This window comes from Aminobacter niigataensis, from assembly GCF_946995915.1.
GTDB classification, from domain to species: Bacteria; Pseudomonadota; Alphaproteobacteria; order Rhizobiales; family Rhizobiaceae; genus Aminobacter; species Aminobacter niigataensis.
In genome coordinates this window covers 649435-673560 of the sequence record NZ_OX341517.1, presented here as the reverse complement: position 1 = coordinate 673560, position 24126 = coordinate 649435, and the positions used below count along the sequence as shown (strand labels likewise).

General features: G+C 65.8%; 21 protein-coding genes and 1 riboswitch. All 21 genes read right to left on the bottom strand.

Annotation, left to right across the window (positions count from 1 at the left end; translation table 11 throughout):
• Positions 1-20: 20 nt before the first annotated feature.
• The 21 genes from O1Y97_RS03110 to O1Y97_RS03010 all read right to left on the bottom strand — a co-directional run bounded on the left by O1Y97_RS03110 (position 21) and on the right by O1Y97_RS03010 (position 23642).
• Positions 21-779 carry an iron ABC transporter ATP-binding protein gene (locus O1Y97_RS03110; protein ID WP_318763060.1) on the bottom strand — a complete coding sequence of 253 codons (759 nt, stop codon included), beginning with the start codon at positions 777-779 and terminating at the stop codon, positions 21-23.
• A complete protein-coding gene (locus O1Y97_RS03105) occupies positions 776-1717 on the bottom strand; it encodes an iron chelate uptake ABC transporter family permease subunit (RefSeq protein ID WP_318763059.1) in 942 nt (313 codons plus the stop codon). The genes O1Y97_RS03110 and O1Y97_RS03105 overlap by 4 nt, the downstream gene beginning before the upstream one ends.
• Positions 1710-2675 (bottom strand): ABC transporter permease, encoded by a 966-nt coding sequence (locus tag O1Y97_RS03100; RefSeq protein ID WP_318763058.1) that lies wholly within the window; start codon positions 2673-2675, stop codon positions 1710-1712. The genes O1Y97_RS03105 and O1Y97_RS03100 overlap by 8 nt, the downstream gene beginning before the upstream one ends.
• Complete coding sequence (locus O1Y97_RS03095) at positions 2675-3580, bottom strand: siderophore ABC transporter substrate-binding protein (protein WP_318763057.1); 906 nt, start codon at positions 3578-3580, stop codon at positions 2675-2677. Before O1Y97_RS03095 ends, O1Y97_RS03100 begins: the two co-directional genes overlap by 1 nt.
• A gap of 72 nt (positions 3581-3652) precedes the next feature.
• Positions 3653-4498 (bottom strand): sugar phosphate isomerase/epimerase family protein, encoded by an 846-nt coding sequence (locus tag O1Y97_RS03090; protein ID WP_318763056.1) that lies wholly within the window; start codon positions 4496-4498, stop codon positions 3653-3655.
• Positions 4495-5796, bottom strand: a complete 1302-nt coding sequence (locus O1Y97_RS03085; protein ID WP_318763055.1) for a DUF6005 family protein — start codon at positions 5794-5796, stop codon at positions 4495-4497. The genes O1Y97_RS03090 and O1Y97_RS03085 overlap by 4 nt, the downstream gene beginning before the upstream one ends.
• Positions 5793-7064, bottom strand: coding sequence for an AMP-binding protein (locus tag O1Y97_RS03080; protein ID WP_318763054.1), 1272 nt, complete (start codon positions 7062-7064; stop codon positions 5793-5795). The genes O1Y97_RS03085 and O1Y97_RS03080 overlap by 4 nt, the downstream gene beginning before the upstream one ends.
• Before the next feature lie 10 nt (positions 7065-7074).
• Entirely contained in the window at positions 7075-8787 is a 1713-nt protein-coding gene (locus O1Y97_RS03075) for an IucA/IucC family protein (protein WP_318763053.1), read from the bottom strand.
• Positions 8771-10552, bottom strand: coding sequence for an IucA/IucC family protein (locus O1Y97_RS03070; RefSeq protein ID WP_318763052.1), 1782 nt, complete (start codon positions 10550-10552; stop codon positions 8771-8773). The genes O1Y97_RS03075 and O1Y97_RS03070 overlap by 17 nt, the downstream gene beginning before the upstream one ends.
• A gap of 88 nt (positions 10553-10640) precedes the next feature.
• Positions 10641-10925 (bottom strand): DUF2218 domain-containing protein, encoded by a 285-nt coding sequence (locus O1Y97_RS03065; protein ID WP_318763051.1) that lies wholly within the window; start codon positions 10923-10925, stop codon positions 10641-10643.
• Between the two features lie 67 nt (positions 10926-10992).
• On the bottom strand, positions 10993-13296 hold the full coding sequence (locus O1Y97_RS03060; RefSeq protein WP_318763050.1) for a TonB-dependent receptor: 2304 nt from the start codon (positions 13294-13296) through the stop codon (positions 10993-10995).
• Positions 13297-13424: 128 nt separating this feature from the next.
• Entirely contained in the window at positions 13425-14387 is a 963-nt protein-coding gene (locus tag O1Y97_RS03055; protein ID WP_183263213.1) for a FecR family protein, read from the bottom strand.
• A 114-nt stretch (positions 14388-14501) separates the two neighbouring features.
• Positions 14502-15005 (bottom strand): RNA polymerase sigma factor, encoded by a 504-nt coding sequence (locus O1Y97_RS03050; protein WP_318763049.1) that lies wholly within the window; start codon positions 15003-15005, stop codon positions 14502-14504.
• 384 nt (positions 15006-15389) lie between these two features.
• Positions 15390-16298: an energy transducer TonB gene (locus O1Y97_RS03045; protein WP_318763048.1), complete on the bottom strand. Its 909-nt coding sequence runs from the start codon at positions 16296-16298 to the stop codon at positions 15390-15392.
• Positions 16295-16756: a TonB system transport protein ExbD gene (gene exbD, locus O1Y97_RS03040; RefSeq protein WP_318763047.1), complete on the bottom strand. Its 462-nt coding sequence runs from the start codon at positions 16754-16756 to the stop codon at positions 16295-16297. Before exbD ends, O1Y97_RS03045 begins: the two co-directional genes overlap by 4 nt.
• 10 nt (positions 16757-16766) lie before the next feature.
• Complete coding sequence (exbB, locus tag O1Y97_RS03035; RefSeq protein ID WP_318763046.1) at positions 16767-17885, bottom strand: tonB-system energizer ExbB; 1119 nt, start codon at positions 17883-17885, stop codon at positions 16767-16769.
• A 220-nt stretch (positions 17886-18105) separates the two neighbouring features.
• Positions 18106-19137 carry a DUF6925 family protein gene (locus O1Y97_RS03030; protein WP_318763045.1) on the bottom strand — a complete coding sequence of 344 codons (1032 nt, stop codon included), beginning with the start codon at positions 19135-19137 and terminating at the stop codon, positions 18106-18108.
• Positions 19134-19922 (bottom strand): ABC transporter ATP-binding protein, encoded by a 789-nt coding sequence (locus O1Y97_RS03025; RefSeq protein ID WP_318764139.1) that lies wholly within the window; start codon positions 19920-19922, stop codon positions 19134-19136. The genes O1Y97_RS03030 and O1Y97_RS03025 overlap by 4 nt, the downstream gene beginning before the upstream one ends.
• The gene (locus O1Y97_RS03020) at positions 19922-20923 is read right to left on the bottom strand and encodes a FecCD family ABC transporter permease (RefSeq protein WP_318763044.1); all 1002 of its coding nucleotides are present in this window, start codon (positions 20921-20923) and stop codon (positions 19922-19924) included. The genes O1Y97_RS03025 and O1Y97_RS03020 overlap by 1 nt, the downstream gene beginning before the upstream one ends.
• A complete protein-coding gene (locus O1Y97_RS03015) occupies positions 20920-21768 on the bottom strand; it encodes an ABC transporter substrate-binding protein (protein ID WP_318763043.1) in 849 nt (282 codons plus the stop codon). Before O1Y97_RS03015 ends, O1Y97_RS03020 begins: the two co-directional genes overlap by 4 nt.
• Before the next feature lie 11 nt (positions 21769-21779).
• Positions 21780-23642, bottom strand: coding sequence for a TonB-dependent receptor domain-containing protein (locus tag O1Y97_RS03010; protein WP_455423976.1), 1863 nt, complete (start codon positions 23640-23642; stop codon positions 21780-21782).
• 180 nt (positions 23643-23822) lie between these two features.
• Positions 23823-24024, bottom strand: a riboswitch (cobalamin riboswitch).
• Between the last annotated feature and the right edge of the window lie 102 nt (positions 24025-24126).

The following is a 24126-nucleotide window of genomic DNA, read 5'->3' as shown; positions in this document are numbered from 1 at the left end:
CCGTAACGCGGTAACCCTAGCTAGCGGTGGTGCAGCACCAGCGGCGCGCCGCCGACGTCGATGACGTCCATGTCATAGCCGAAGACCTGGGCCAGCACGTCAGGCTGCAGCACCTCGGCCGGGGCGCCGTCGGCGACGATGCGCCCGGCCTTCATCGCCACGATGCGGTCGGCATAGACGGCGGCGTGGTTGATGTCGTGCAGAACCACGATGACGGTGCGCTTGTCCTTGTCGGCGGCGGCGCGCAGGTCGCGCATCAGCTGGCGGGCAAACATCATGTCGAGATTGTTCAGCGGCTCGTCGAGCAGCATGTAGTCGGTGCCCTGGCAGAAGGCCATGGCGACCATGGCACGCTGGCGCTGGCCACCCGAGAGATGGTCGAGGAAGCGGTCGGCAAAGTCGGTCAGGCCGAATTGCTGCAACGCCGCCTCGATTAGCCTCAGGTCGTTGTCGTCGATGCGGCCGCGCTGGTGCGGAAAGCGGCCGAAGCCGACCAGTTCACGCACCCTGAGCCGGCTCGCCACGGCGGGGTCCTGGCGCAGGATGGCGAGCGTCTTCGCCAGTCGGCGGCTCGGCGTCGTGTCCACCGGCAGCCCGTCAACGGAGATGGACCCGCTTTGCAGCGGCTGCAGCCGGGCGATGAGCGACAGCAGGCTCGACTTGCCGGCGCCGTTCGGCCCGACGAGTGCCGTCAGCCCGCCCTTGGGCATGGTCAGCGACACATCCTCCAGGATTTGCGTGTCGCCGAGGCGCAGCGAAACATTCTTGATCTCGATCATCGCTTGCTCGTTGTGATCAGCATGGCCAGGAACACGAGGCCCCCCACGAATTCGATGACGACGCCGAGTGTCGCCGCACCCCCAAGCACGTGCTGCAGCACCATCTGGCCGCCGAGCAGCACGATGATCGCCGTCAGCATCGCGGCTGGCAGCAGCAGGCGGTGGCGTCGGCTGTCGATGATGCGCTCGGCAAGCGCCACGACCAGAAGCCCGAAGAAGGTCACCGGCCCGACCAGCGCCGTCGATACCGCCACAAGCGCTGCGACCAGCAGCAACAGGCCGGCGAGCGCCCGGGTCCAGTCGACGCCGAGGCCGGTGGCGCTGTCGGCGCCAAGCGCGACGATGTCGAGCATGTGGCGCAGCCGCCAGATAATGGCGCTGGCGACAAGTGTCACGATCAGGCCGACGGCGACCAGATCCGGTCGCACGGTGTTGAAATCGGCGAAGCTCGAACCCTGGACGACGGCGAATTCGTTCGGGTCGATCACTCGCGCCACCAGCATGGCGAGGCTGCGGAACAGCACGCCGAGCACCACGCCGGTGAGAAGCAGCAGCCCGATGTCGAAGCGCCGCCGCAGCATCGGCAGGAACAGCATCAGCGCCATCGCCATCATCAGCACCGACTCGCCGGCGAATTTCAGCCGCGGGTCGAGCGCGACATAGCCGACGCTGCCGAGCGTCAGCACCAGCGCCATCTGGCCGAACAGGTAGAGCGCGTCGAGCCCCATGATCTGCGGCGTCAGCACCCGGTTCGCCGTCACCGTCTGAAACACCACGGTTGAGATCGCGATGGCCACGCCGACCTGGATCAGCGTCAGCAGGCGCACCGCGCGCAGTTCGAGCGCAAAGCCGATATTGCCGCGCAAGCCGACGGTCATGAAGGCGGCCGCCACGGCCAGCGCCACGGCGGCGAGGATCAGAAGCCGCTTGTCAGGCACGCTGGGCCCGCCCGAACAGGATCCACAGGAACAGCCCCGAGCCGACGACACCTAGCACAGTGCCGACGGGAATTTCATAGGGGTAGCGGATGAGGCGGCCGACGATGTCGCAGGCCAGCAGCAGCGTTGCGCCGGTGACCGCCACCCAGGGCAGGGCGCTTTTCAAATTGTCGCCCATCAGGCGGGACACGAGGTTCGGCACCACCAGCCCGACAAATGGGATCATGCCGACGACCACGACGGCGAGCGACGAAATCATTGCCACCATGACGAGGCCGAGCTGCACGATGCGCTGGTAGTTGAGGCCGAGCCCGACGCTGACCTCGCGGCCCATCGAGGCGATGGTCAGCCGGTCGGCCACCCACCAGGCCAGCGCCACCATTACCGCTGTGATCCACAAGAGCTCGTAGCGGCCGCGCAGGACGCCGGAGAATTCGCCGTTGGTCCAGACGTCGACATATTGCAGCAGGTCGGTCTGCCAGGCGATGAAGGTTACCGCAGCCCCGATGACGCCGCCGTAGACGAGGCCGAACAGCGGGATGAGGAATGGCTGCGTCGGCGGCAGCCGGTGGGCGATGCCAAGGAAGATCGATGTGCCGGCAAGCGCGGTCGCACTCGCCGCGAGGGTCTTCGCCCCGATCGAGGCGGTCGGAAACAGCAGCGTCACCGCGAGCACGCCGAGGGCGGCACTTTGGCCCGTGCCGGTGGTGATGGGTTCGACGAAACGGTTGCGCACCAGTATCTGCAGCACGAGCCCGGCAATCGCCAGGCCCGCGCCGGTAAGCACCACCGCCACCGTCCTCGGCAGGCGGCTGACAAGCAGAAGCTGCAACGCCCCTGCACCGGTTGCTATCCTGTCCAGCGACAGGTCGTCGACGCCGATGCACAGGCTCAGCGCAAACAGCCCGACGAGGCTGGTGGCGACCACCAGCCGGGCGTTGGGCACTGCCGCGGCCATCACTTCGCCTTGGCGAAAGCTTGTTCGATGGTCGAAAGGACGCGGTGCGTCGACTGTACGCCGCCTGCGGCGATGTAGAAGTCGGGCGACGGCAGGAAGATCACCTGCCCCTTCTTCCAGGCGGTCGTCTGCGCCACCAGTTCGTTGTCGAGCGTGGCCTTGGCGCCCTGGTCGCCCGAGCCGATGGCCGCGGCGCGGTCGAGCACGAGCAGCCAGTCCGGGTTGGCCTTGCTGATGAATTCGAACGAGATCGCCTCGCCATGGGTCGCCGTCTCGACATCGGCGACGGCCGGCTCGAGGTCGAGCGTCTTGTGCACCCAGCCGAAGCGCGAACCCGGGCCGTAGGCGGTGATCTTCGGGCCGTTGGTCATCAGGATCAGCGCCTTGCCCTTGCCCTTGACGGCCTGCCTGGCGGCTTCGACGGCGGCGTCCAGCTCCTTGGCGGCGGCGGCGGCCTCGTCGGGCTTGGCGAAGAGGTCGCCATAGGCGGCGAGGCGCGCCTTGGCCTGGGCTACGAGATCGTCGCCAGCCATGGTCATGTCGATGGTCGGCGCAACGCGCGACGTCGCCTCGACCTGCGTCGACGAACGGCCGCCGACGATCACCAGATCGGGCGCAAGCGCGTTCAATGCCTCGAGATCCGGCTCGAACAGGGTGCCGACGACCGTGGCGCCATTGGCGACATCGGCCAGTTCGGGCACGAACAGCTTGTCGGGGACGCCTGCCGGCTGGACGCCGAGTCGGGTCAGGGTGTCGATCGCGGCGATGTCGTAGACGGCGACCTTGGCCGGCACCTTGTCGATGGTCTTTTGACCGGTCGCGGTGGTGATTTCCACGGCCATGGCAGGTGCGGTGACGATCGCCAGCGCAGCTGCAAGGTTGGCCAGCAGCCGAACATACTTCATCTCGTGTCTCCGTCCTGTGCCGTTGGCGTTGGGTTCATAAAACCTTCGCCAAATACTCTTCTTTGGCACATATCAGAAGCTGCCGGTGCGCAACAAGACGTCATCCCGACTTCTGAGGCGCTTTATTGCCTGCCGGTCGCTGCGCAGGACATTGAAGCAATCGTTGCCGAACCATTCGAGCGAGGCTTCGACCGCCGGGTCGTCGCGCAGCTGGCCGAGGAAGCGCTGATAGTCGACCTTGCCGTCGAACAGCGGCGTCATGCCTTCACGGCTTCCGGCGGCGGCATAGACATTGGCTGGTTCGAACACCCTGAGGTCGGCGCGCGAGCGCACGTTCTTGAGGTGGTAGTGGCGGATATGCGGCCGCATCGCGGCATGGGCGGCGACCGGGTCGTCCCCGCCCTCCCAGACATGCAGCGTGTCGAAATTGAGCTTGAATGCCGGGTGGTCGACCTCGGCAACCAGCCGGAGCGTCGACGAGCCGCAGTCGGCAAGCGTGCCCGGATGCGTTTCGGCCAGCAGGTCGAGGCCGAAATCGGCCGCGATCTCCGACATCTCGCGCAGCCTTGCGGTGATGATGCGCCTGACGTCGGCGGGCGTGTCGCGGCTGCCGCGGCTGCCGGCAAAGGTGCGGATCTTGCCGGCCCGCCAGTGCCGGGCGAGGCGGCACAGGTCAACGGTCTTCTTTCGCAGCGCCTCGCCATCGCCGTCGAGCGGCAGGTAGTCGCTGACCATCGGCACATAGAGCCCGAGCTCGGCGAGCCAGTCGGCGTCGCGATGAGGCTGGTAGGCGAGGTTGCGCGCATGCACGCCCCACAGCTCGATGCCCTGGAAGTCGTTGGCGCGGGCCCACCTGGCGATATCCTCGAGCGAGGCGAGGTGATGGCGAAAGGTGATGGTGCAGAGCGAGATCTTCATTCGGCTGCTCCCAGCAGTTCGGTGGGTATGGTGTCGGGGATGCCTTTCATGGCGCACCATGCCTCGAAGGCCTCACCAAGCCTGGCCTTGATCCGCCTTTCGAGCCCGTCCAGCGTGTCGAGCCGACGGAAGACGTCGTCGGCCAGGCTGCGGTCGCCGGTCTGGGCCAGCTTCATGACGGCATAGTGCAGCGCCTTGAAGTCCTGGATCACCCGCTCGATCTCGTCGCACCAGTGGTCGAAGTCGGCATTGGCGAGCTTCATCTCGCGCCAGAAGAAGGCGAAGCCGTGCTCGTAGGCGTATTTGCGAATCGAGATGACGGGCACCTCGCGAAGTGCTGCGCCGAGATCGGCGAGCTCCGCCCCGTCTCGGCCTTCGAGATGGGCGGTAACGATGCGACGCACGCCGTCGACCAGCGGATTGTGGTCGGGCCGGTAGCAGGCGAGGAAGAAGTCGCGCAAGTCGGCGGCGGCGGGTTTCTGCGCCTCCAGCCGGTCGAAGATGTAGCCGCCGCCGACGGTCGGCTGGCGGATGGCGTGGATGACCTTGTCGCGGGCGATCTGGCCTTCCCAGCGGAAGTCGGGGTCGTTGACCTGCCAGATCTTCGGATCGCCGGTCTTTTCGATCATCAGATAGTGCGGGAACGGGTTCTGGTTGAACTTGTTCTCCCGCTCCGGCAGGTGGAACAGGTCGAGCATCACCATCAGATATTCGCTGTCGCGCTTGCGCTCGAGCAGGTCGAGCATGGTGACGATGTTCTGGTCCTTCGACCGTTCCGGGTCGTACCATTCATGCATGGTCACGCCGTAGATCCGCTCGTACCAGGCGCGGAAGAAGTCGTGGTTGATCGACCTGTCGTGATAGGCCAGCTGCCAGCGCTCGGTGATGGCGAAGCCGGCGTCCCAGACGCTGAAATAGAACGGCCGCTGGTCGATCCCCGAGCGTTTCAGCGCGTCGCAGACGCTGCTGACGACGCAGTGCACCTTGATGTCGATATAGTCCTCGCCGTGCACGCCCTCGCCGGCCGGCTCGGGACGCGCGGCAGGGACACTGGCCTCGCCGGTGAACAGCTGCGCCAGTTCCCGCACCGTCTCGATGTCCTGGCGGTTGATCGCCTCCTCCGGCGCGGGCAGGCCGAATTCCAGTTCCAGGCTGAGGAAGATCTCGAGGATCAGCACCGAGTCGAGATAAAGGTCTTCGTTGAGCCGCGCCTCGGGGCTGAAACGGTCGAGATGGGCATGGTTCATGTGATCGCGCAGCACGGTGCCGATCGCTTCGACGACCTGTTCGGTGTTCATGCCGCGACCTCCCTGGCCAATGCCGTGAACTGTCCCGCGGCATGCTGCGCCGCCACCTCGCGGCGGCTGACCTTGCCGTTGGCCTGGCGCGGGATCGCATCGACCTGGACGATTTCCATCGGCAGCTGGTGGCTGGCGAGGTTTTGGGCGCACCATTGCCGCACGGCTGGGCCGTCCAGCCTTTCGCTGGCGCTGAACAGCAGGCCGACCCGCTCGCCGGCCAGCGTGTCCGCTTTGCGGAAGGCGACGGCGTCGGTGACGGCGGGCATCGACATCACCACGTCCTCGACTTCCCTGGGATAGACGTTGAGGCCGGAAACGTTGATGGTGTCGTCGAGCCGGGAGACGAACACCAGCATGCCGTCGGGCCTGAAATAGCCGAGGTCGCGGGTGGCGACCTCGCCGCTGGGTCCGCTGATGACCACCTCGGACGGTGCGACTGCGCTGTTGCTGCAGGCGACGTTGTGATGCGGCAGCACGAAGCCCATGTCGGCTGCGTCGGTGACGTCGGGATTGACCGCGATGCAGCCGGCTTCAGAGCAGCCATATTGCTGGAAAAGATGCGCCGTCCGCGCCCGGATGCGCGCGAACCATGGCTCGGGCAGCACCGTGCCCGAGGTCATTGCCGCATGCAGCTTCTCGCCCTCGGGCATCAGGCGTGCCAGCGTGTGCAGCACCGCAGGCGACGAGTAGAGCAATGGCCGCTCGATGTGGCGCAACGTCCGCAGCAGGTATTTCGGGTTGCCGGCGTCGACGATGACCGGCGTGCGGCCGCGCTTGAGCGCCACCAGTATGCCGCAGATCAGCCCGTAGGAATGCGTCGTCGGGCAGGCGACGACCGGCGTCATCTCGTCGGGCTGGCGGAACGTCGCGACATAGCTCGCCACCTCCGCATCGATCTCGGCCCAGCCGCGGGCGATGCATTTCGGCGCGCCTGTGGTGCCGGAGCTCATCTGCAGCAGCTGGCCCTGCGAAGCCGGCTCGATCTCGGTCGACAGCGTCTCTGCTTCGAGACTGTTGAAGTACAGCGCATGGCAGCCTGCGGCGACGGCCAGCCGGCGCGCCGCGGCGTGCGGCGTTGCCGGATGGATAGGGAAGACGCTGGCGCCGATGTCACGGATGGCGAAGAACAGCGCCAGCCAGCCGGCTGTATCGGAGAAGCAGACCGCGTAGCGCGCCTTGGCGTTGATTCCGGCCTGGTCGGCGCTCTGCGCCACCATCTGCTCGAACTTCTGTCGGTCGTAATACCTGTCGTCGATCTGGATCATCGATTTTCCTTCAGGCGTCTGGGGTGGAAAGGGTGTTGGTCACGAAATGGCTCGAACGGCCGGTGTTGAGCTTGCGGGCAAGCAGGGCTTCGGCGGCGATCTCGGGACGGGCGAGGCCAAGCTGGGCCTGGCGCGCGTCGAGGTCGTGGACGGCGGCATAGTCGGCCAGCATCTGCCGAACCATTTTCCAGAAATCGGCTTCGCGCAGCCCGTAATGGGCCTGCAGCAGGTGCGAAATCTCTGCCAGGTTGAAGACGAACAGCGCGTCCGTCACCAGTTCGCCGAGAGTCTCGACGTCTTCCATCCAGTAGTACTGATCGGGCTGCGCTTCCCGGTAGGCCGCGTCGAGCGCCAGGAGATCGGGCACCTTGCCGGGGTCGCGCAGGAAGTGGGGCACGTATTCGACGCTGTCGTGGAAGTCGCGCAGCACCAGCCTGACCGGCCAGCCGTCGCGGTGGACGAGCACCATGTTCTGGCCGTGTGCTTCGGTGGCGATGCCGTGCCCGACCAGCAGGTGCCACACCGGCAGGATGGCGACCTGCAGCAGCTGCCCGAGCCAGGCACGGAAGCCGTGGCGGCGGACCCACTCGTCGATGAACGGCTTGCTGTCGTGCTCGGTCGTCATCAGCGCGTTGAACGGCACCGCCTGCTCACCTTCGCTGAGCACCGAGGTGACGCTGCGGCGCCAGATCGCGGCAAGCTGGCCGGCGAGCTTCCCGTCGCGGCCGGCGATGATGCCGGCATATTCGTCGAGCACGGTCAGCGGATAGTCAGTCTGGAACAGCCGGTCGCCGGCGACTATGTCGCCCAGCCAGCGCGATATCACCGGCGCCGTGCACACCGAATGCGGCTCGATCGTACGCAGCGACGACGAGTTGCTCATGTTCATCGACAGCTTGACGTTCGCCGCATCGGGTCGATCGGCATTGAGCAATGTCCGGATCGACTGGCTCGCCGTGTAACGGTCGCCCACGGTGCCGACGAAACGGGCTGTTCCGTCTGTCAGCCAAGGCACAAGCAGCGTGTCCTTGAGCGCCGTCCACTGCCACGGATGCAGCGGCACCAGCGCGAACTCGTCCCAGCTCAGGCCAAGCTCCGCCCGCCGCCGATCGATCTGGGCAAAGCCTCCTGCGCCGAGCTCGGCGGTCCAGAAGGCGGCTTCGTCTGCTGGCAGGCGCTGGCTGACCTCACTGCGCCTGACCAGCAGCCAGGCAAGCTGAAAGTTGTTTCTGGCCTCGGGGCCGAAGTCGCGGTGGTCGCTTTCGCTGAATCCCGTCCGCGCCTTGAAGCAGGGGTGGTAGGCATGGCCTTCGTGCAGCGCGCCTTCTAGCGCAGCGAAGCTGAGTTCGCGGCGCGAGCCGTGCCGCAGGTTGCGGTCGTTCCAGCTGCAATGGGCGAGCGTGCTCTGCAGCTCGCCGAGCAGCCGGCACTTGTCGTCTGCGGATGCCGGCAAGCTGGCGACCAACTCGTCCAGCGCAGCCGGGCGCCAGGTGCCATCGCTATCTTCGCTCTCGACCGAACCCGGCGCGATCCGGATGCGGCTGAACGCACCTTCAACGCCGGCGCAGCGAAAGCGCTTGCCCTCATGCGACCATGAGAAGGCAAGCTGGTCGCCGTCGTCGGCAATCGTTGCCGCGACAAGCTCTTCGAACAGCACGGCCTCGACCAGTTGCCTGACGATGCGCTCGTCCGGGCGCCCCGGAAGGTCAAGAGGCAAGGGCACTGCCGTCTCCGTGGTAGAGGCCGGTTATGGCGGCGAAGAGCGGGTTGGGCTGGCGGGCGTAAAGCGAGCGCTCGTTGCTGGTCTGCAACTCGTCGACGTCGAACAGCCGGGTCATCAGGTTGGCTTTGAAGGCCACGGTCGGGCGGTCGAGCACGCCGCGGACGAATTCGCGCCCGACCGCGCTGGTCGTCCGCGACAACACCTCCAGCCGGTCCCGCAGCAAGCGCAGCAGGACCTCCTCGTCGATCAGGCCGTCATGTCCCATGCGGGCGACGACCGAGAAGATCTGGTTGACGATCAGGTAGTAGGCAAAGCGATCCTGGATGTCGCGGTCGTCATAGTAGAGCGAGGCGATCTCGGCCGCTTCAGGCACATGCAGGCTGAAGCGGGCGCGATAGCGCTTGGAGAGGTAGAAGCCCTGGTTGTCGCGATAGTAGCTGGCGCTGGGATAGCCCTGGCTGACGTCGAGCAGGCTGTTCTGCTGGTGCGCCTCGAGCGCCAGGCCGAAGTCGTCGTAGAGCGAAACCAGCGGGTCGAGCGCGCAGTCGAGATAGCGCTGGAACCAGTGCTTGCAGACCAGCTCCGGATGCGTCCCATCGCGCAGGCACAAAGCCCGGATGATCCGCTCCAGTCGGGACTGTTCGCCCGGCAGCGGCTCGGCGGTGAGTGCTGCGATGGTGATCTTGCCGCGTCCCTTGCAGGCGACGAACGGGTTTTCGCGCAGGATCACCTCGAAGCCGCTTTCGCTGCGGCCGGGCAGATCGAAGGTGATGTAGGCGGGATCGGCGATCACCTTGAAGCGGCCATCGTCGCTGCCGATGCCGGTCCGTCCGAGCAGCTTGGCCATGGCGACCCCGGCCTCCAGTTCCTTGCGGCTGTTGACCCTGAGCGAATTGGTGATGCGCACCGGCAGGGAGAATTTGAGCATCCACGGCAGGTCTTCGTTGTAGACCGTGCGCACCGAGGACGTGGCGGTGAAGGCGGGGCCGGCGCTGCCCACCAGCCTCAGCTTGCCGGCGGCCTGCAGTTCGCGGACGCCGTCGTCGAGCAGCAGCGCTTCGGCCTGCAGCGGGTGCATCGGCAGCAGCATTTCGCCTGATTGTGTTTCGGGTCCACCGGGGCCTGCAAGCGAAGCGACGATTTCCGGCGCGGACAGCGCCGCCGCAGATTTGTGGCTGACGATCGAGGCATCCGCGGCGAAGTAGACGAGCTGGAACCTGCCGTGCAGTTCGGGCGCATAGCTCGGTTCCTGCCACGAAGTCATGCCTTGCCGGCTCTTCGGCGTCGGGTGCAGCGAGTGGCCGAACACCAGCGATTGTTCGGCGGCAATGAAGCTGTCGTCGTCCGCTCTGGCATGATGTGCTTCGATGTAGCGCAGCGTCTGCTGGTAGCTTTGCAGCGCCCGGCCAAGCAGTTCGAGTTCGCAGCCGCGCATCGCGTCGCTGCGTTCGTCGTGCAATTGCCTGTAGGCTTCGTGCAGCAGCAGCTGCAGTGCGGCGAACGGTTCGCTGTGGCGCCACCCGGCGTCGGCCGCCCGGCGGACCCAGGCCTGCCCGAAACGGTGCGGCCCGCACCGGGAATGCGACGCCAACTCGGCGCGCAGCACGAGTTGCTGGGCTGCCAGAACCCACTCGATGCAGTCGACAGGATCCTCCGCGCCGCTCCGGTGCTGGCTCACCCTGCCGGGCGAGATTTCACGGACATAGCAGTTCGCGAAATTCTGGAATGTCGCGTGTTCGGCAACCTGCCGCGGCGTGGGCTTCATCTGTCGTCACCATGTGGTTGGACCGACCGAATGCCTTGCAGCAGCTAGGTATCTGACGGATTATTGGGGGAACGAAGGCTGGCTGGCCTCAGGCACTCCACTGGATGGCACGCTCGGGCTCGCGGAAGGCGAAGCGGGCGAGATGGTCGTCGATGACTGCCTTGGTTCGCCCCAGCTGGTCGGCGTCGGACGCGTCCAGCCGGATCGTCAGCGCGGTGCCGTCGGCTTCCAGAACCGCATGGCCGAACGGGAAATGGCATTCGCCATGCCCATCGCCATGGGACACCTCGATCTTGTGGGCGAAGTGCTTGCACAGCTGGGTCAGGTACTTGGCGCCATGTTCGGTTTCGAACGTGCCCGACGATTGAACCATGGTTTCGTTCCCTGTCCGTCGTTGATTTCAACCGGGGTGCCACGGACAAGGCCCGTGGCCACCTGGTTCAGAACTTTGCGGTTGCGCTCAGGCGGAACGACCGGCCCGGCTCCAGCAGCGGTTTGACGTCGCCGAATTCCTGGCCATAGGTCGCCCTGCTGGCGTAGTCCTCGTCGAACAGGTTCTTCACCTCGCCGCGGAAAGTCAGGTTCGGTTTCGATGGCGGCTGGTACTCGACGAAGACGTTGACCACCTCGTGCCCCTCGATCTGCTTCGATCCGGCTGGCACCTTGTCGTAATCGAGGGCGATCTCGACGTCGCCGCCGACCGTCACGCCCCAGTCGTCGAAACGGTGCATTGCCGCCAGTGTGAAGATCTGGCCGACTGGCGTCACCAGGTAGTTGCCGAGGTAGGAATCCGCCGGGTCGCCATCGATGGTGACGTCGATGTTGACGTATTTGACGCTGGCGTGGCCCGAACCCCAGTCGTAGCCGGCGCCGAGCGTGAAGCCCTGGGAACGGACATCATGGGCCTCGATGGCCGTGGTCTTGTAGAGGGCGGCGCGGGCGTCGTAGATGTCGGTGCGGAAAATGCCGCCCTCGAGCGTGAAGCCCTGATAGGTGGCGACCAGTCCGGCGGTGAAGTTGTCCGAGGTTACCGGCTTCGGCCCGGCGCCATAGTCCCAGTTCGGATTGAAGTTGAAGTTTTCCGCCAGCGGCACGCCGGCCCAGACATGCGAATAGCCTGCCTTGGCGGTCACGAAATCGGGCACGAGGTCGTATTCGCCGGAGATGTTGCCGCTCAGTCCGGCATTGCTCCACTTCTCGCCGGTGACCCCCTCGAACCACTGGTTGTCGCCACGCGCGCCAAAGGAAAGCCGAGTCCGCTCCCATGGCTCCAGCCGAGCCTGGGCGTAGAGGCCGACATTGCTGGCATGCTCTGTACCGGGTTCGAACTTGTCGTCGAGATCGGCAGTGTCCTTGTAGAAATCGAAGCCGGCGGTGATGCTGCCCATGTCGAGCGCGAAACGATTTTCCGCCTTGCCGTTGAAGCTCTCGGTCTTGCCGACACCGGTATAGGTATCCGACTCGGTGCTCGGCGCTACTGGTCTCGGGTAGATGAGCGTCTCCACCCGAGCGCTCGTATAGGCGATCACCACTTTCGGATCCCACCAGCCCTCGGGCGACTCATCGGTATAGGTGAAGACGGTGCTGCTGCGGTCGAGCGTGTAGTCGCGAATATCTGGTTCCCAGGGTTTTGGGGGAACGAGCTTGCCCATGTTCGCACGGAACGGCCGCGGAGCGTCGTCGCGCAGCTGCTCGTGGCTCAGCTCGAAGCGATGGCCGCTTTCCGCCTGGTAGGCAACCTTGCCGAGGCCGCTCAGCAGGTTGGCGCTGGTGCCGTCGATGACGCTGCCATTGCCGGCGGTGAAGTTGTCGCCCTTGGCAAAGTTCAGGTAGCCGAAATATTCGAAGCCGCCTTCCATGCCATAGGCCGACAGGCCCACCGTGGAGGTCTTGCTGTTGAAGTCGTAGGTTCCGGTGACGAGCCCGCCGATGCTCTTGCCCGGCTCGAGCAGGTCGCGCGCATCCTTTGTCTCGTAGGCGATCGCGCCGCCGAGCGCACCCGGTCCGGCATCGGCCGGTGCAACGCCGGCGTCGACGCTGACGGCCTTGAGCAGCGATGGATCGATCAGGTTGGTAGCGTTGTGGTGGAACACCTTGTTGTTCTGCCGCGCGCCATCGACGGTCACCGCGAGGTTGGTTTCCTCGATGCCCTGGACATAGACTTTCTGCGACATCGGAAGGGAGCTGCCGACGGCAACCTTCGGCTCGTCGGCAAACACTTCCTGCAGGTCGACAGGGTTCTTCCGCGCCAGGTCCTGCGCTGTGATCTGGACGTTGTTGACCCCGCCTTCGCCGCCCTGGGCGTTGACGTCGATCGTGTTCAAGACGACCGCGCCGTTGGCCGCGACGTTGAGCCCACCTGTCGAAGCGCTTGCCGCCGCCGACTGGATCGACACCGTGTTGGGGCCTGTGAAGCGGTAGTTCAGGCCGCTGCCGGAAAGCACGCTGCCGAGCGCCTGTTCGGCCGAGATGTTGCCTGAGACTGAGGGCGCGCGGGCCGAGCCGATGTCGGCGGTGCCGAAGGCGATCTGCAGGCCGGTCTGCGCAGCAAGCTGCTTCAGCGACTGCGCCAGCGGCTGCGCCGGCAGGTTGATGCTGTGCATCTGCGCAGACTGCGCATGGGCGGGAGCGTATGGCACGGACGTCACCAGCACGCCTGCGCCCAGCGCCGTTCCCACCAGAAGCCGCCTCAGCAGGCGCCCCGACGCCGCGCCGCCAAAATCCCTGTTGCTCTTGCCCGTCATGCTGGTCCCCAAAAAGCGTGGCGCACCCATCCACCGAGCGCCTTCGATGGTGTGACGCGCGACGGGGCCCGCCGCCTAAAGAGCTGTCTGCATTTTTTCTGAAATAAGTTGGCGCGAGTTCGTCAGGGTCAGGAAATGACGATGACGACACCGGGAACCCTGCGCACCGAAAGCCCCTGGGTATGTGCCAGGGCCTCGATCGCCGCATGGGCGTCGCGTGTCAGGAACACGGCCGTGATCGGGCTCGCATCGTGCGCATGGGTGGCAACGACCAGCCGTTCGGAAACGTAGCGGCCGAGCTCGGCGACGGCACTGCTGAACGGCCGGGCGTCGAACACCACACGACCGGTGCGCCAGGCGAGCTCTGTGTCGAGGTCGACATCCGAAGCCGGCTTGGGTGCGCCGCCGCTCAGGTAGCGGGTCTGCTGTCCGGGGGCGAGCGACACCAAGTTGGCGGCAGCGCCGGCATCTCCGCCGGTCACCGAAACGGTTCCCGTCGATGCGGTGATCGTGACCTCGCCGGCGATCGAGCGCACCGCATAGACACCGCTATCCGCATCGCTGCTGCCGCCAAGCGCCGAGACGCTGAACGGCACGCCGGCGGCCGGCTTGACGGCGAATTCCGCCTCGCCGGCGAGCAGGTTCACCAGGCGTCGGCCACGCTGGAAATCGACGGCAACGGAACTGTTGGTGTTGAGGAACATCGTCGAGCCGTCGGGCAGGGTGGTCGTCGCCTGCTCGCCCGAGCTGGTGGCAAAGTCCGAACGCATCCATGTGATGACACGCGGCGCGGCGACAGCTGCAACCGAGGCGGCAAGGGCGCCGCCGACAAGGAACGAGCGTCGGTTGACGGGTCGGCGCAGCTTCGGCACGGCAACGGGCGGGTTGCCGTCGTTCACGCCTTGCAGAAGCTGCCAGAATTCCTTCTCGCGGGCGAATGCCTGCGCATGTTCCGGCGACTGCGCGCGCCAGGCGTGGAAACGGTCGAGCTCCTGCCGGCTGAGATTGCCGGCGGTCAGCCGAACGATCCAGTCACGCGCATCAAGTGCGACGCCTCGGTCGATCTCGGATCGTTCTTGCCCTTTGCCCATGCCAGTCACGCGCACGTGCCCGTTTGCTACGGGCACCCCAACCATCTTGCTATCATAGACACGCGAGACGGCACCACGCCTAAGCGTCATGGCAAAATAAATGTTGGCGCAGGACTAACCCTGGCTGTCGCGAAGCTCGGCCAGGCGCTCGACCACACGCCGGATGTGGTAATAGACGGCCTCTTCGCTGATGCCGATCTGGCGCGCGATCTCGCGGTGGGAAACGCCATTGATCCGGTTCATCAGGAAAATGCGCCGGCTCCGTTCGGGCATGTCCTGCAATGCCGCGTCGACGGCGCGCAGCATGTCGCGGCCCATCACGATCCGCTCAGGCGAAATCTCGTCGACCGATTGCCACAACAGGTCGTTGACCTCGGCGTCGATCTCGTTGCGCCGCTGCTGCTTGCGGAAATGACCGATGGCCGCGTTCTTGGCAGCCCGCATGGCGAAGGCGGTGTGATTGTCGATGGAATCGTCATGCCGGACGTTGGACAGCCTGATCCAGGTGTCCTGGAGGATGTCTTCCGCGGTCGCGCTGCAGCCGACACGGCCGCGCGTCAAAGCCTCGATGCGGGGGCGCAGCGCGGCAAAGCTCTGAAGTAGCCTGGTGAGTTCCATCTTGCTCACTCTTCTTCACACCAGTTCGTGCTGGCAGGCCGATTCCCCTTGGAAACGGCGGCAACGCAGGCTCCCTAGGCGCTCAGAAAATGTCGTGCAACCCCAATGTCTTAGGGAAACGGAGCGGCCCGGATTAAAACCTTCCTGTTTTTATCATGTTTAGTGTTTGATTCTGCTGCGCTAACTGCGACGACACCTGACGTGGCGGCACGAATTGTCGCAGCAATATGTTCTGAGGGTGTGGCAGAATGGGCACAGCACGGTGCGCAACCGAAGAGCGAACATGCCGGTCCGCCGCTCGCTGGCGCTGCCGCGATGGACGGTGCAAGTCGAAAAGGGGAGGAGCCCATGCCGGTTCTCACGGCAATGGGCAGGCGCGCAACCTCAGCGCCTGAAGTCGATCGGCACGATGATGCTCGTCGGGACTGAGGGCGGCGGCGCCGGGATCGGCGACGAGCGGCGCACGAGATTGACCGCGGCCTCGTCGAGGGCCTGGTCGCCGGAGGAGCTCACCAGCCTGACCGACAGCACGTCGCCATTGGTGTTGAAGGAAAACCGGACGGCGACCGAACCACGGCTGCGCACGTTCCTCGGCTTGTGCCTGTTGAGGTGGGAGTAGACGCGTGACTGCCAGCGCGCCGGCGACATCGCCTTGCCGCCACCCTGGCCCGGCGCGGGTGCACGGGTGCTCTCGGAATTCTGTGCCGATTTTTGCGATGCCTGGCTGCTGGTCGTCGCCGGCTTCTTCTCGACCTTGGCCTGCTTCACCGGCTCCGGCTTCTTCTGTACCGGCTTCTTTTCGCGCACCGGCTTTTCCACCGGCTTCGGCTTCTTGATCTCCGGGCGCGGTTCGGGGATGGCCTTCGCCACTTCCGGCAGCGGTGCTTCCACGATGTCGGGCACCACCTCTTCGACGGGCTCGGCCTCGGCGACATCTTCCAGCGGCTCGGGCGTGTCTTCGGCGACTTCCTCCACAGGTTCGGTCACCGGCTCGACGGGATCGGGCGTAATGGTCTCGGTCGGCTCCTCGACGCTTTCGGCAGCCTGGCTGTCGACGAGGTCTGTCGTATCCTGCGGCACCGCTTCCGGCGCCATCGCCGTCGGCGCAAGGTCGATCAGCACCGCCGATTGCGCCTGCATCTCGTCCAGCATCATCGGCGGCTGCCGCTGGACGTACCAGGCGCCGGCGAGGTGGACGCTGACGATGACCATTGCGGCGCCCGACCAGAGCGCCAGTTCGCGGCGGCTCAGGCCGCCGAGGCCGAAGCCGAGATGCGCCGCTGCCGCCGTCATTGCGGCTGGCCTTCGGTGGCGGCCGGCGGTGTCGCCTGAACCTGTTCCAGCCCGACAAGTGCGATCTTGAGATAGCCCGCGCCGCGCATCAGGTTCATCACCTCCATCAACTCTCCATAGTCGACGCCGCGGTCGGCGCGCAGGAAGATGCGGCTTTCCTTGTCGCTCTTCGCCGCCACGTCCAGCTCTTGCTGGAAGGCGGTGCGGGCCACCGTGTTCTGGCCGATCGAGATGCTGAGGTCTTCCTTCAGGGTGACGTAGAGTGGCTCGTCGGGGCGGGGCTGGGCGGTCGCGGTCGACGCGGGCAGGTCGACATTGACGTCGACGGTGGCCAGCGGTGCCGCCACCATGAAGATGATCAGCAGCACCAGCATGACGTCGATGAACGGCGTCACGTTGATCTCATGGTTTTCCTGGAGGTCGTCGTCTTCGGCCGATTGTCTGATTCCGCCTGCCATCGACCCGCTCCTAGACCGCGACTGCCGGGGCGTGGCGACCGTTGGCCGGCGTGGCCATGGCGACTGCATGCGGACGCTCGTGCTGGCTGCGCTGCGGCTGGCGATCGAGATCGCGACTGACGAGGCGCTGCACGCCGGCTGCGGCATCGGCCAGGCCCTGGCGGTAGCCGGTGATCGAGCGGGCGAAGACGTTGTAGACCACAACGGCCGGAATGGCTGCGATCAGGCCGACGGCGGTGGCCAGCAGCGCTTCGGCGATGCCGGGTGCGACGACCGCGAGGTTGGTGGTCTGCGATTCCGAGATGCCGATGAACGAGTTCATGATGCCCCAGACCGTGCCGAACAGGCCGACGAAGGGCGCCGTCGAGCCGATGGTGGCAAGCACGCCGGTGCCGCGGCTGAGGCGGCGGCCGGCCTGCGCCTGGATGCGGATCAGGCGGGACTCGACACGCTCCTTGATGCCGGCGGGGTCGCCGTGGCCGAGGCCATGGCCAGACATCTCCATCTCTTCGACGGCCGCCCGCACCAGAACGCCACCTATGCCGGCGTGGTCGCCGAGTGCCTGCGACGCGTCCTCGAGCCGGTGTGCGCCAAGAATGCCGCGCAGCGCCTTGGCGAGCCTGGCCTTGCTGCCGGCAATCTCCAGCGACTTGGCGAGCCAGACGGTCCAGGTGATCAGCGAGGCGAAGGCGAGGCCGATCATCACGGCCTTCACGACCCAGTCGGCGGCCATGAACATGCCCCAGGGCGAAAGATCGTGCGGCAGCGTGCTGGAAGCTGCTGGCGCCTCGGTGCCTGAAGGAGCGGCGCCAATCGTATTGTCGAGCGGCACCTCGACCCCCATGGGCGTGGCGCTGGGCAGCCGGTCGCCGGTCGCAGACCCGGCATCTGCCGGCGAGGGCGATGCCGTGGGTGCCGCGCTCGGGGTGGCTGCCGCGGGTGCCGGCTGGGGCGCTGACGCTGCCGGTACGCCCGGCTGGACGGGCGCATTGCCCGGAGCGGCGTCTTGGGAGAACGCAGCTGTTGTTGATGCCACGAGACACATGACGGCGAGGATCTGTGCGGATCGGCGGATCAGCCCTGGCTGGCCGGCCTTGCCTTCACGTCCGATGAGCCCACTGCCTAGCATCTCGAATCTCCGACTTCGAACCCTTCGACCGGTGGCTTCTGCGCATCTTTCCCAGCCCGGTCGGGAGCCCACTAACATTCTTGACTTCTTTTATCAAGAAATCATCGGAAGGCCACATTCGTTTTTGTACGTAGACGATCCGGCATGCTTGCAGCCGCCAAGTTGTTGGCAGGTGGGGCGGCTGCAAAACGCCGCCTAGTGCCTCGTGGCACTGTCGGCATCAGTGGCCGGGCGCGTCATCGTCTTCCGTTTCCGCAGCGGATTGCTCGAAGGCCGCCTGCCAGTCCGCAACGAGGCGGGCGAGCGCGGTGTTGCCGGAATGGGCGGCGAGGTGGGCCTTCTGGCGCAGTGCGATCCGCATGGCCGACCGGGCGAAGCGGCCCGAGGGGGCCTCGGTCTCGACCGGCGAAAGCCTGGCATCGAGCGCGTCGTCGACGTGTTTGCGTCCAGACAGCGCCTCAGCCGTGCCGAACCGCCTCATTATCTCCTGGAACGCGCCGTGCAGGATCGGCTCGAACGGCCGGTCGCGGCCTATCGCATCTATGACGGGGTTGCCGGGGTGAAGCGCGCCGAGCGGCAGCAGGCCCTCTGGGATCGGAGTGTTGGCCGAATGCGTGCGCCCACCCTTCAGCATCTTCGGCAGCACATGGGTATGTGGCCCTTCCGGCGACACCCCGCCGGTGTCGGGGCCGCCGATCTTCTGGTAGACCTCGACACGGCCGATATTGGTCAGCGCGACGCGATGCGGGTGCGTGCGCAGGATCGCGAGCATGGCCCCGTTGGCGGGGTCGAACACCGAGCGGCCAAGATTGGCGCGCAACTCGACCAGCAGCTTCGGCTCGCTGGTGCGGATGCAGAAATCGCATTGCGGCAGCGACAGACCCATGTCGAACAGGATGCCGGTCCGGTCGATGCCGCGGATGGCATTGTCGTCGGGACCGATCTCGGTCAGCACCGAACGGCCGCTGCGCCTGGCCCTCGCCTCAGGCAGGCACAGCGCCAGCGCCTGGCTCCAGCGATGTCGCCTGGGGCTCAGCGTCTCGTAGGCGACAGGCACCAGCCCGGCCACCATGCTGCGCTCCAGGCGGATGCCGCCACGCCGCGTTGCCCGGGTCAGGAGTTGGCGATCGTCGATCACCGCGATCTCGCCGTCGTCCTGATGGAATTCGGCGATGGCACCGAACGTGCCCATGCTCCATCCGCTTCGCCAGTCCAGAAGGTGGTGGCGCAACAACTGTTCCAGATAGCTCATGGCAGAACTCCGGTGGCGGCGACGAGATCGAGCGGCTGCACCACCAACCCGCCCGCGGTCTCGCCGAAGAAAGCCTCGACGCCGTAGACGGCGCGCAGCGTCTGGGCGGTGAGCACCTCTGCCGGTGGCCCGTCGGCGACGATCCGGCCGCCATCGATCAGCAGCAGGCGGGTGCACCAGCGCGCGGCGAGCCCGAGATCGTGCAGCGAGGCGACGACGCTGTGTTCGCTGGCCGCCAGATCGGCGAACAGGCGCATCAGCGCGATCTGGTGCGATGGATCGAGGCCGGCCGTCGGCTCGTCGGCGAGCAGCAGCGGCGTCTCCTGCGCCAGCGCCCGGGCGATCAGCACGCGCGCCTTCTCGCCGCCCGATAGCTCGGTCGCTGCCCGCTCGCGAAACGCGTCCACCTCCATCCGCCGCATCGCCCGTTCGATGGCTGCGCGGTCGGCTGTGGTCAGGGCAGAAAATCCCGGTCGATGCGGCGAGCGGCCGAGAGACACCAGCATTTCGACAGGAACGGCCCAGGCGATTTCGCGCTCCTGCGCGACATAGGCCATATGCAGCGCGCGTTCCCTGGCGCTGGCATGGGTGGCGTCGAGCGTCCCGAGAGCGACTGCTCCCTCGGCCGGAATGAGTCCCAGCAGTGCCCGCAGCAAGGTCGACTTGCCGGCACCATTGGGCCCGATCAGGCCGATGAACTCGCCCGGCATCACCGAGAAGGAAACGCCGTGGAGCACAGGCCGTCTGCCCAGCGACGCCTTGAGATTTTGAACGTCGAGCAGCATCACGCGAGTTTCCTTCTCGTGCGGTAGACCAGCCAGAGGAAGAACGGCGCACCGACGATGGCGGTGAGCACGCCAAGCTTGAGATCGCGCTCCGGCGCGATGATCCGGACCAGGATATCGGCTGCAAGCAGCATGCAGGCGCCGCCCAGGGCGCTGGCCGGCAACAGCCGCGACGGCCTTGACCCGACCAGCGGTCGAAGCATGTGCGGCACGACGAGGCCGACGAAGCCGATGGCGCCTGCCACGGCTGTCGCCGCCCCAACCGCCGAGGCCGTGCCGAAGACGGCAAGCCACTGCACGCGGCGCATGTCGATGCCCATGCTCGCTGCCGTCTCGTTGCCGAGGGTCAGCGCATCGAGTGCCCGACCGAGCGCCGCCAGCATCAGCCAGCCCGCGAGCATGAACGGCAAGGCCAGCCAGACATGGGTCATCGACCGGTCGGTCAGCGATCCGAGCATCCAGAACATGATCTCGAGCGCCGCGAACGGATTGGGCGACAGGTTGAGGGCAAGCGACGTCATGGCGCCGGCAAAGCTTGAAACCGCAACCCCCGCCAGGATGATGGTCAACGTGCTGCCGCGCAGGCCGGCGAGAGCCTGGACCACGACGACGGCAAGGACGGCGGCGGCCAGCGCCGACAGCGGCAAGGCGAGCGGGAAGATCGCCGCCAGGCCGGAATATATGGCGATGACGGCGCCCAGCGATGCCGAGGCGCTGACGCCGATCAGCCCCGGCTCGGCCAGCGGATTGCGCAGATAGCCCTGCAACGCCGCACCGGAGAGACCGAGCGTCGCACCGACCATCAGGCCGAGTAGGGCACGCGGCAGGCGGATCTCGCCCATGATCAGTTCGATGGCGCCTGCATTGTCGGAGAGCAATGCGGCGATGCTGTCGCCGAAGCCAAGGGCTGCCGGACCGACGGTGAGCGAAAGCAGGAACAGGATGGTGGCGAACGCAGAAAGGGCGCCCAGCACAAGGCCGTAGCGGGAGGTGTCGCTCATTGGACGCCGTCCTTGTCGGCGGCGTCGCGGAGCAGGTACGCAGCCTCGAGCGTGAACGGCGCGCCGCAGACGGTGTAGCGCGCGGGGATCGGAACTGCGCTGCCTTGCCCGGCGATCGCCCGGTATGCCGGATGGACGAAATTCTCCTGGGCGAGCGCGGGCGCATCGTAGCGTTCGCCGCCGCCGGCGATGAGATCGGGCTGGGCCAGGACCAGCATCTCAAGCGGCAGCCGCGCGGTGCCGCTGAGGCCCAGCCTGTCGGCGACGTTGACGAGGCCGGAGAGCTTGACGATGTCGTCGACCAGCGTACCGGCGCCTGACGTGTAGCTGTTGGCATAGTAGGTGGCGACTGTCCTTTCCGAGGCCGGGCGGGCGGCGAGTTCGGCCACCCCGCGGTCCAGTTCGGCGACCAGCTCCGCCGCGCGCTCGCGCCGCTCCAGCACCTCGCCCATGCGCAGGATGTTCGACCTGATCTCGGCGATGGAATTGTCGGGCGCGAATTCTTCGACGCGGATGCCGAGCCGCCGCAACAGGGCCACCGTCGACCGCGTCGTGTAGGTGCCGGCGAGCACCAGGTCGGGCTGCATCAGGAAGACCTCCTCGGCGAGGCCGTGGTTGACGACAAGGCCCCTGGCGCGCTCGGCGAGCACCGATGTCTCGGGATCTCTCGCCAGATACGAGACGGAGTGCAGCTGTCCTTGCCCCGCCATCAGCATGGCCAACTGGTCGGTGCAGACATTCATCGAGACGATGCGCTTGGGCGGTTCGGCTGCAGCAGGGGCAGCCGCGAGCATTGCGCCCGCCAGGGCGAGCGGCAACGCGTGCAGCATATGATTGGTCGACATGTTACCTCCCATCAGAACACACGCGTGAAGCTCAGATTGAAAGTCCGGCCAGGCGCGCGATAGTTGGTGACGGTCGAATATTGCTCGTCGAACAGGTTTTCGACCGAGAACTTCAGGCTCGATTGCGCATCAAAGGTGTAGTTGGCGGCAAAATCCACCGTCACATACTCAGGCAGCTTGACGGTGTTCGCCGCATCGGCGTAGCGCGCCGCGCCGTAGAGCAGCCTGGCGGTCAGGTCCAGGCTGTCGGTTGCGGCAAATTCCAGTTCGGCAGTCGCCTTGAAACGGTCGCGATAGGGGATGTAGCGACCATTGTCCTCGTTCTTGGGCGAACGGTAGTCGATCGACGCCTTGCCACTCCAGCGGTCGTTGAATTCGTGCGTCACCGTGGCCTCGACGCCGGTCACCTTGGCGCGTGCGACATTGAACGGCAGGTAGGTCGGCGGGTTGGAGGCGATCGCGTCGGTGAGCCATGTCTGGTAGAAAGCGACGTCGAGCGTGGTCCGGTCGGTCGGCCGCCAGTTGAGGCCAAGTTCGTAGGACCTCGACTTTTCCGGCCTCAGGTTCGGGTTCGAATAATTGGGATAATAGAGGTCGTTGAAGGTCGGTGCGCGAAAGCCGGTGCCGTAGGAGGCGCGGGCGACCAGATCGGGTACGATCTCGAAGCTGGCGCCGATATTGTAGGTGGTGGCGCTGCCGAACTGTTCGTTGTGATCGTAGCGCAGGCCGCTGTCGATGGTCAGCGCACCATGTTCGACCGAATATTGCCCGAATACGGCCGCCAGATCGCGCGAGGTCACTTCGAAATCGACCGTCGAATCGACCTGTTCGCGATAGGCCTCGGCACCGCCGGTCACGACATGCCGGGCATCACCGGCCTCGAAGGTCTTTTCGGTCGACGCGAAGATGCCGTAGCGCCTTGTGTCGAACTCGCTGTCGCCCGAAACGCCGTCTCGGAAATTGGTCGAATGATCGAGGCTGCTGGACAGCTCGACCGTCGATGACCAGCTGTCCGAGTGCCTTAGCCGCGCGCCTGCCTTGCCGGCGAATGTGTCGGTATCGACTTCGTTGCTGGACGGGAATGTGTCGTCGTATTGCGACCGACCGCGGGCGAACAGGCCGTCGGCATAAAGCCTGCCCCAGCCATATTCCTTGGCAAGGGAGAAGTTGAGCGAGCCCTGCAGGAACCCGTCATCGTCGGGCTCATGGCCCCAGGCCAGCGGCGTGGTGAAGTCGTAGCCGCGCGTGCCTAGGATGCTGCCGCCGATGGAATAGTCGACGCCACCCTCGCTGCGGCCGCGCATATCGGCGGAGACATAGCCTCCCCATGGATGGGTGACGCCTGTCGTGATGCTGGCGCAGGCACTGCGGCCGTCGGCACACTGGCCGCCCTGCTTGGTGATGATGTTGACGACACCGCCGATCGCGTCGGCGCCATACTGGGCCGAATGCGGTCCCTTGGTGATTTCGATGCGTTCGATCGAGGCAAGGGGAATGTTGAAGATCGAACTGGTGCCGCTGGTTGCCGAGGCGGTGCGGACGCCGTTGACCAGCACCAGTGTCTGCCCGGCCGACATGCCGCGCAGGTAGACGTTGGAGGAAGCTCCCTGGCCGCCATAGCCGACGATGGAAACCCCGGTGTAGCGCTTGAGCAGCGACGGCAAATCGGGCGCCGCCGATTTCCTGAGTTCCTCCTCATCGATGACGGTGACCGACGACGTCGAGCGAACGAGCGCCGTCTCGCGTCGCAGCGGCGTGGTAACGACCAGCGGCCGAAGTACGGTTGCATTTTCGGCCGCGGGCACCTGCTGCGCCTGGGATTGCGTTGGAATTGCCAGCGCAATTGCGCCGGCGGCAAGGGTAAGTCTCAGCAATTCTGCCCCCAAATGGTTCGGTGGGCGCGACAAGGATCGCACCCGGTTTCCAAACCGCAGGCAAGACAGGTCGGCAGGCAGACTTTGGGACAAAATTGACCCGGCGGCCTTCCGCATGCGGCAACACTTTTCAATGTCACCGCCACGGGCGACCGCGCCTGACCACACCCCGTGGACAAGCATGGGTGACCGGAACGGGCAGGTCTCCTGACTTCCGTGTCATCGCCTTTTTCCGCCTTCCCGAACGCACGAATGCGTTCAGTGGCATGATGGAAGAGGCTCAACGGTTACAGTTGCGGGGGCAGTCGCGGATTTGGCCTTCGGCCTCACCGTGTTCCCTTTTCATCCACCTCTCGGTGGAACCGATTCCGGGGTCGAAACTAGACAGTCGGCGGAAGCCTTGTCAATTGGCGCATTACTGTTCGTCGCATCGTTGCTTGCCGATGTCGTATATGAACTGTGCTGTTGTCGCGATCTCTACATC

What these genes read in the sequence shown, in the direction of transcription:
- O1Y97_RS03110 (WP_318763060.1), bottom strand. Translation starts at nt 779, where the DNA reads ATGATCGAGATCAAGAATGTTTCGCTGCGCCTCGGCGACACGCAAATC.
- O1Y97_RS03100 (WP_318763058.1), bottom strand. Translation starts at nt 2,675, where the DNA reads ATGGCCGCGGCAGTGCCCAACGCCCGGCTGGTGGTCGCCACCAGCCTC.
- O1Y97_RS03095 (WP_318763057.1), bottom strand. Translation starts at nt 3,580, where the DNA reads ATGAAGTATGTTCGGCTGCTGGCCAACCTTGCAGCTGCGCTGGCGATC.
- O1Y97_RS03090 (WP_318763056.1), bottom strand. Translation starts at nt 4,498, where the DNA reads ATGAAGATCTCGCTCTGCACCATCACCTTTCGCCATCACCTCGCCTCG.
- O1Y97_RS03085 (WP_318763055.1), bottom strand. Translation starts at nt 5,796, where the DNA reads ATGAACACCGAACAGGTCGTCGAAGCGATCGGCACCGTGCTGCGCGAT.
- O1Y97_RS03080 (WP_318763054.1), bottom strand. Translation starts at nt 7,064, where the DNA reads ATGATCCAGATCGACGACAGGTATTACGACCGACAGAAGTTCGAGCAG.
- O1Y97_RS03070 (WP_318763052.1), bottom strand. Translation starts at nt 10,552, where the DNA reads ATGAAGCCCACGCCGCGGCAGGTTGCCGAACACGCGACATTCCAGAAT.
- O1Y97_RS03065 (WP_318763051.1), bottom strand. Translation starts at nt 10,925, where the DNA reads ATGGTTCAATCGTCGGGCACGTTCGAAACCGAACATGGCGCCAAGTAC.
- O1Y97_RS03060 (WP_318763050.1), bottom strand. Translation starts at nt 13,296, where the DNA reads ATGACGGGCAAGAGCAACAGGGATTTTGGCGGCGCGGCGTCGGGGCGC.
- O1Y97_RS03055 (WP_183263213.1), bottom strand. Translation starts at nt 14,387, where the DNA reads ATGGGCAAAGGGCAAGAACGATCCGAGATCGACCGAGGCGTCGCACTT.
- O1Y97_RS03050 (WP_318763049.1), bottom strand. Translation starts at nt 15,005, where the DNA reads ATGGAACTCACCAGGCTACTTCAGAGCTTTGCCGCGCTGCGCCCCCGC.
- O1Y97_RS03045 (WP_318763048.1), bottom strand. Translation starts at nt 16,298, where the DNA reads ATGACGGCGGCAGCGGCGCATCTCGGCTTCGGCCTCGGCGGCCTGAGC.
- exbD (WP_318763047.1), bottom strand. Translation starts at nt 16,756, where the DNA reads ATGGCAGGCGGAATCAGACAATCGGCCGAAGACGACGACCTCCAGGAA.
- exbB (WP_318763046.1), bottom strand. Translation starts at nt 17,885, where the DNA reads ATGCTAGGCAGTGGGCTCATCGGACGTGAAGGCAAGGCCGGCCAGCCA.
- O1Y97_RS03030 (WP_318763045.1), bottom strand. Translation starts at nt 19,137, where the DNA reads ATGAGCTATCTGGAACAGTTGTTGCGCCACCACCTTCTGGACTGGCGA.
- O1Y97_RS03025 (WP_318764139.1), bottom strand. Translation starts at nt 19,922, where the DNA reads ATGCTGCTCGACGTTCAAAATCTCAAGGCGTCGCTGGGCAGACGGCCT.
- O1Y97_RS03020 (WP_318763044.1), bottom strand. Translation starts at nt 20,923, where the DNA reads ATGAGCGACACCTCCCGCTACGGCCTTGTGCTGGGCGCCCTTTCTGCG.
- O1Y97_RS03015 (WP_318763043.1), bottom strand. Translation starts at nt 21,768, where the DNA reads ATGTCGACCAATCATATGCTGCACGCGTTGCCGCTCGCCCTGGCGGGC.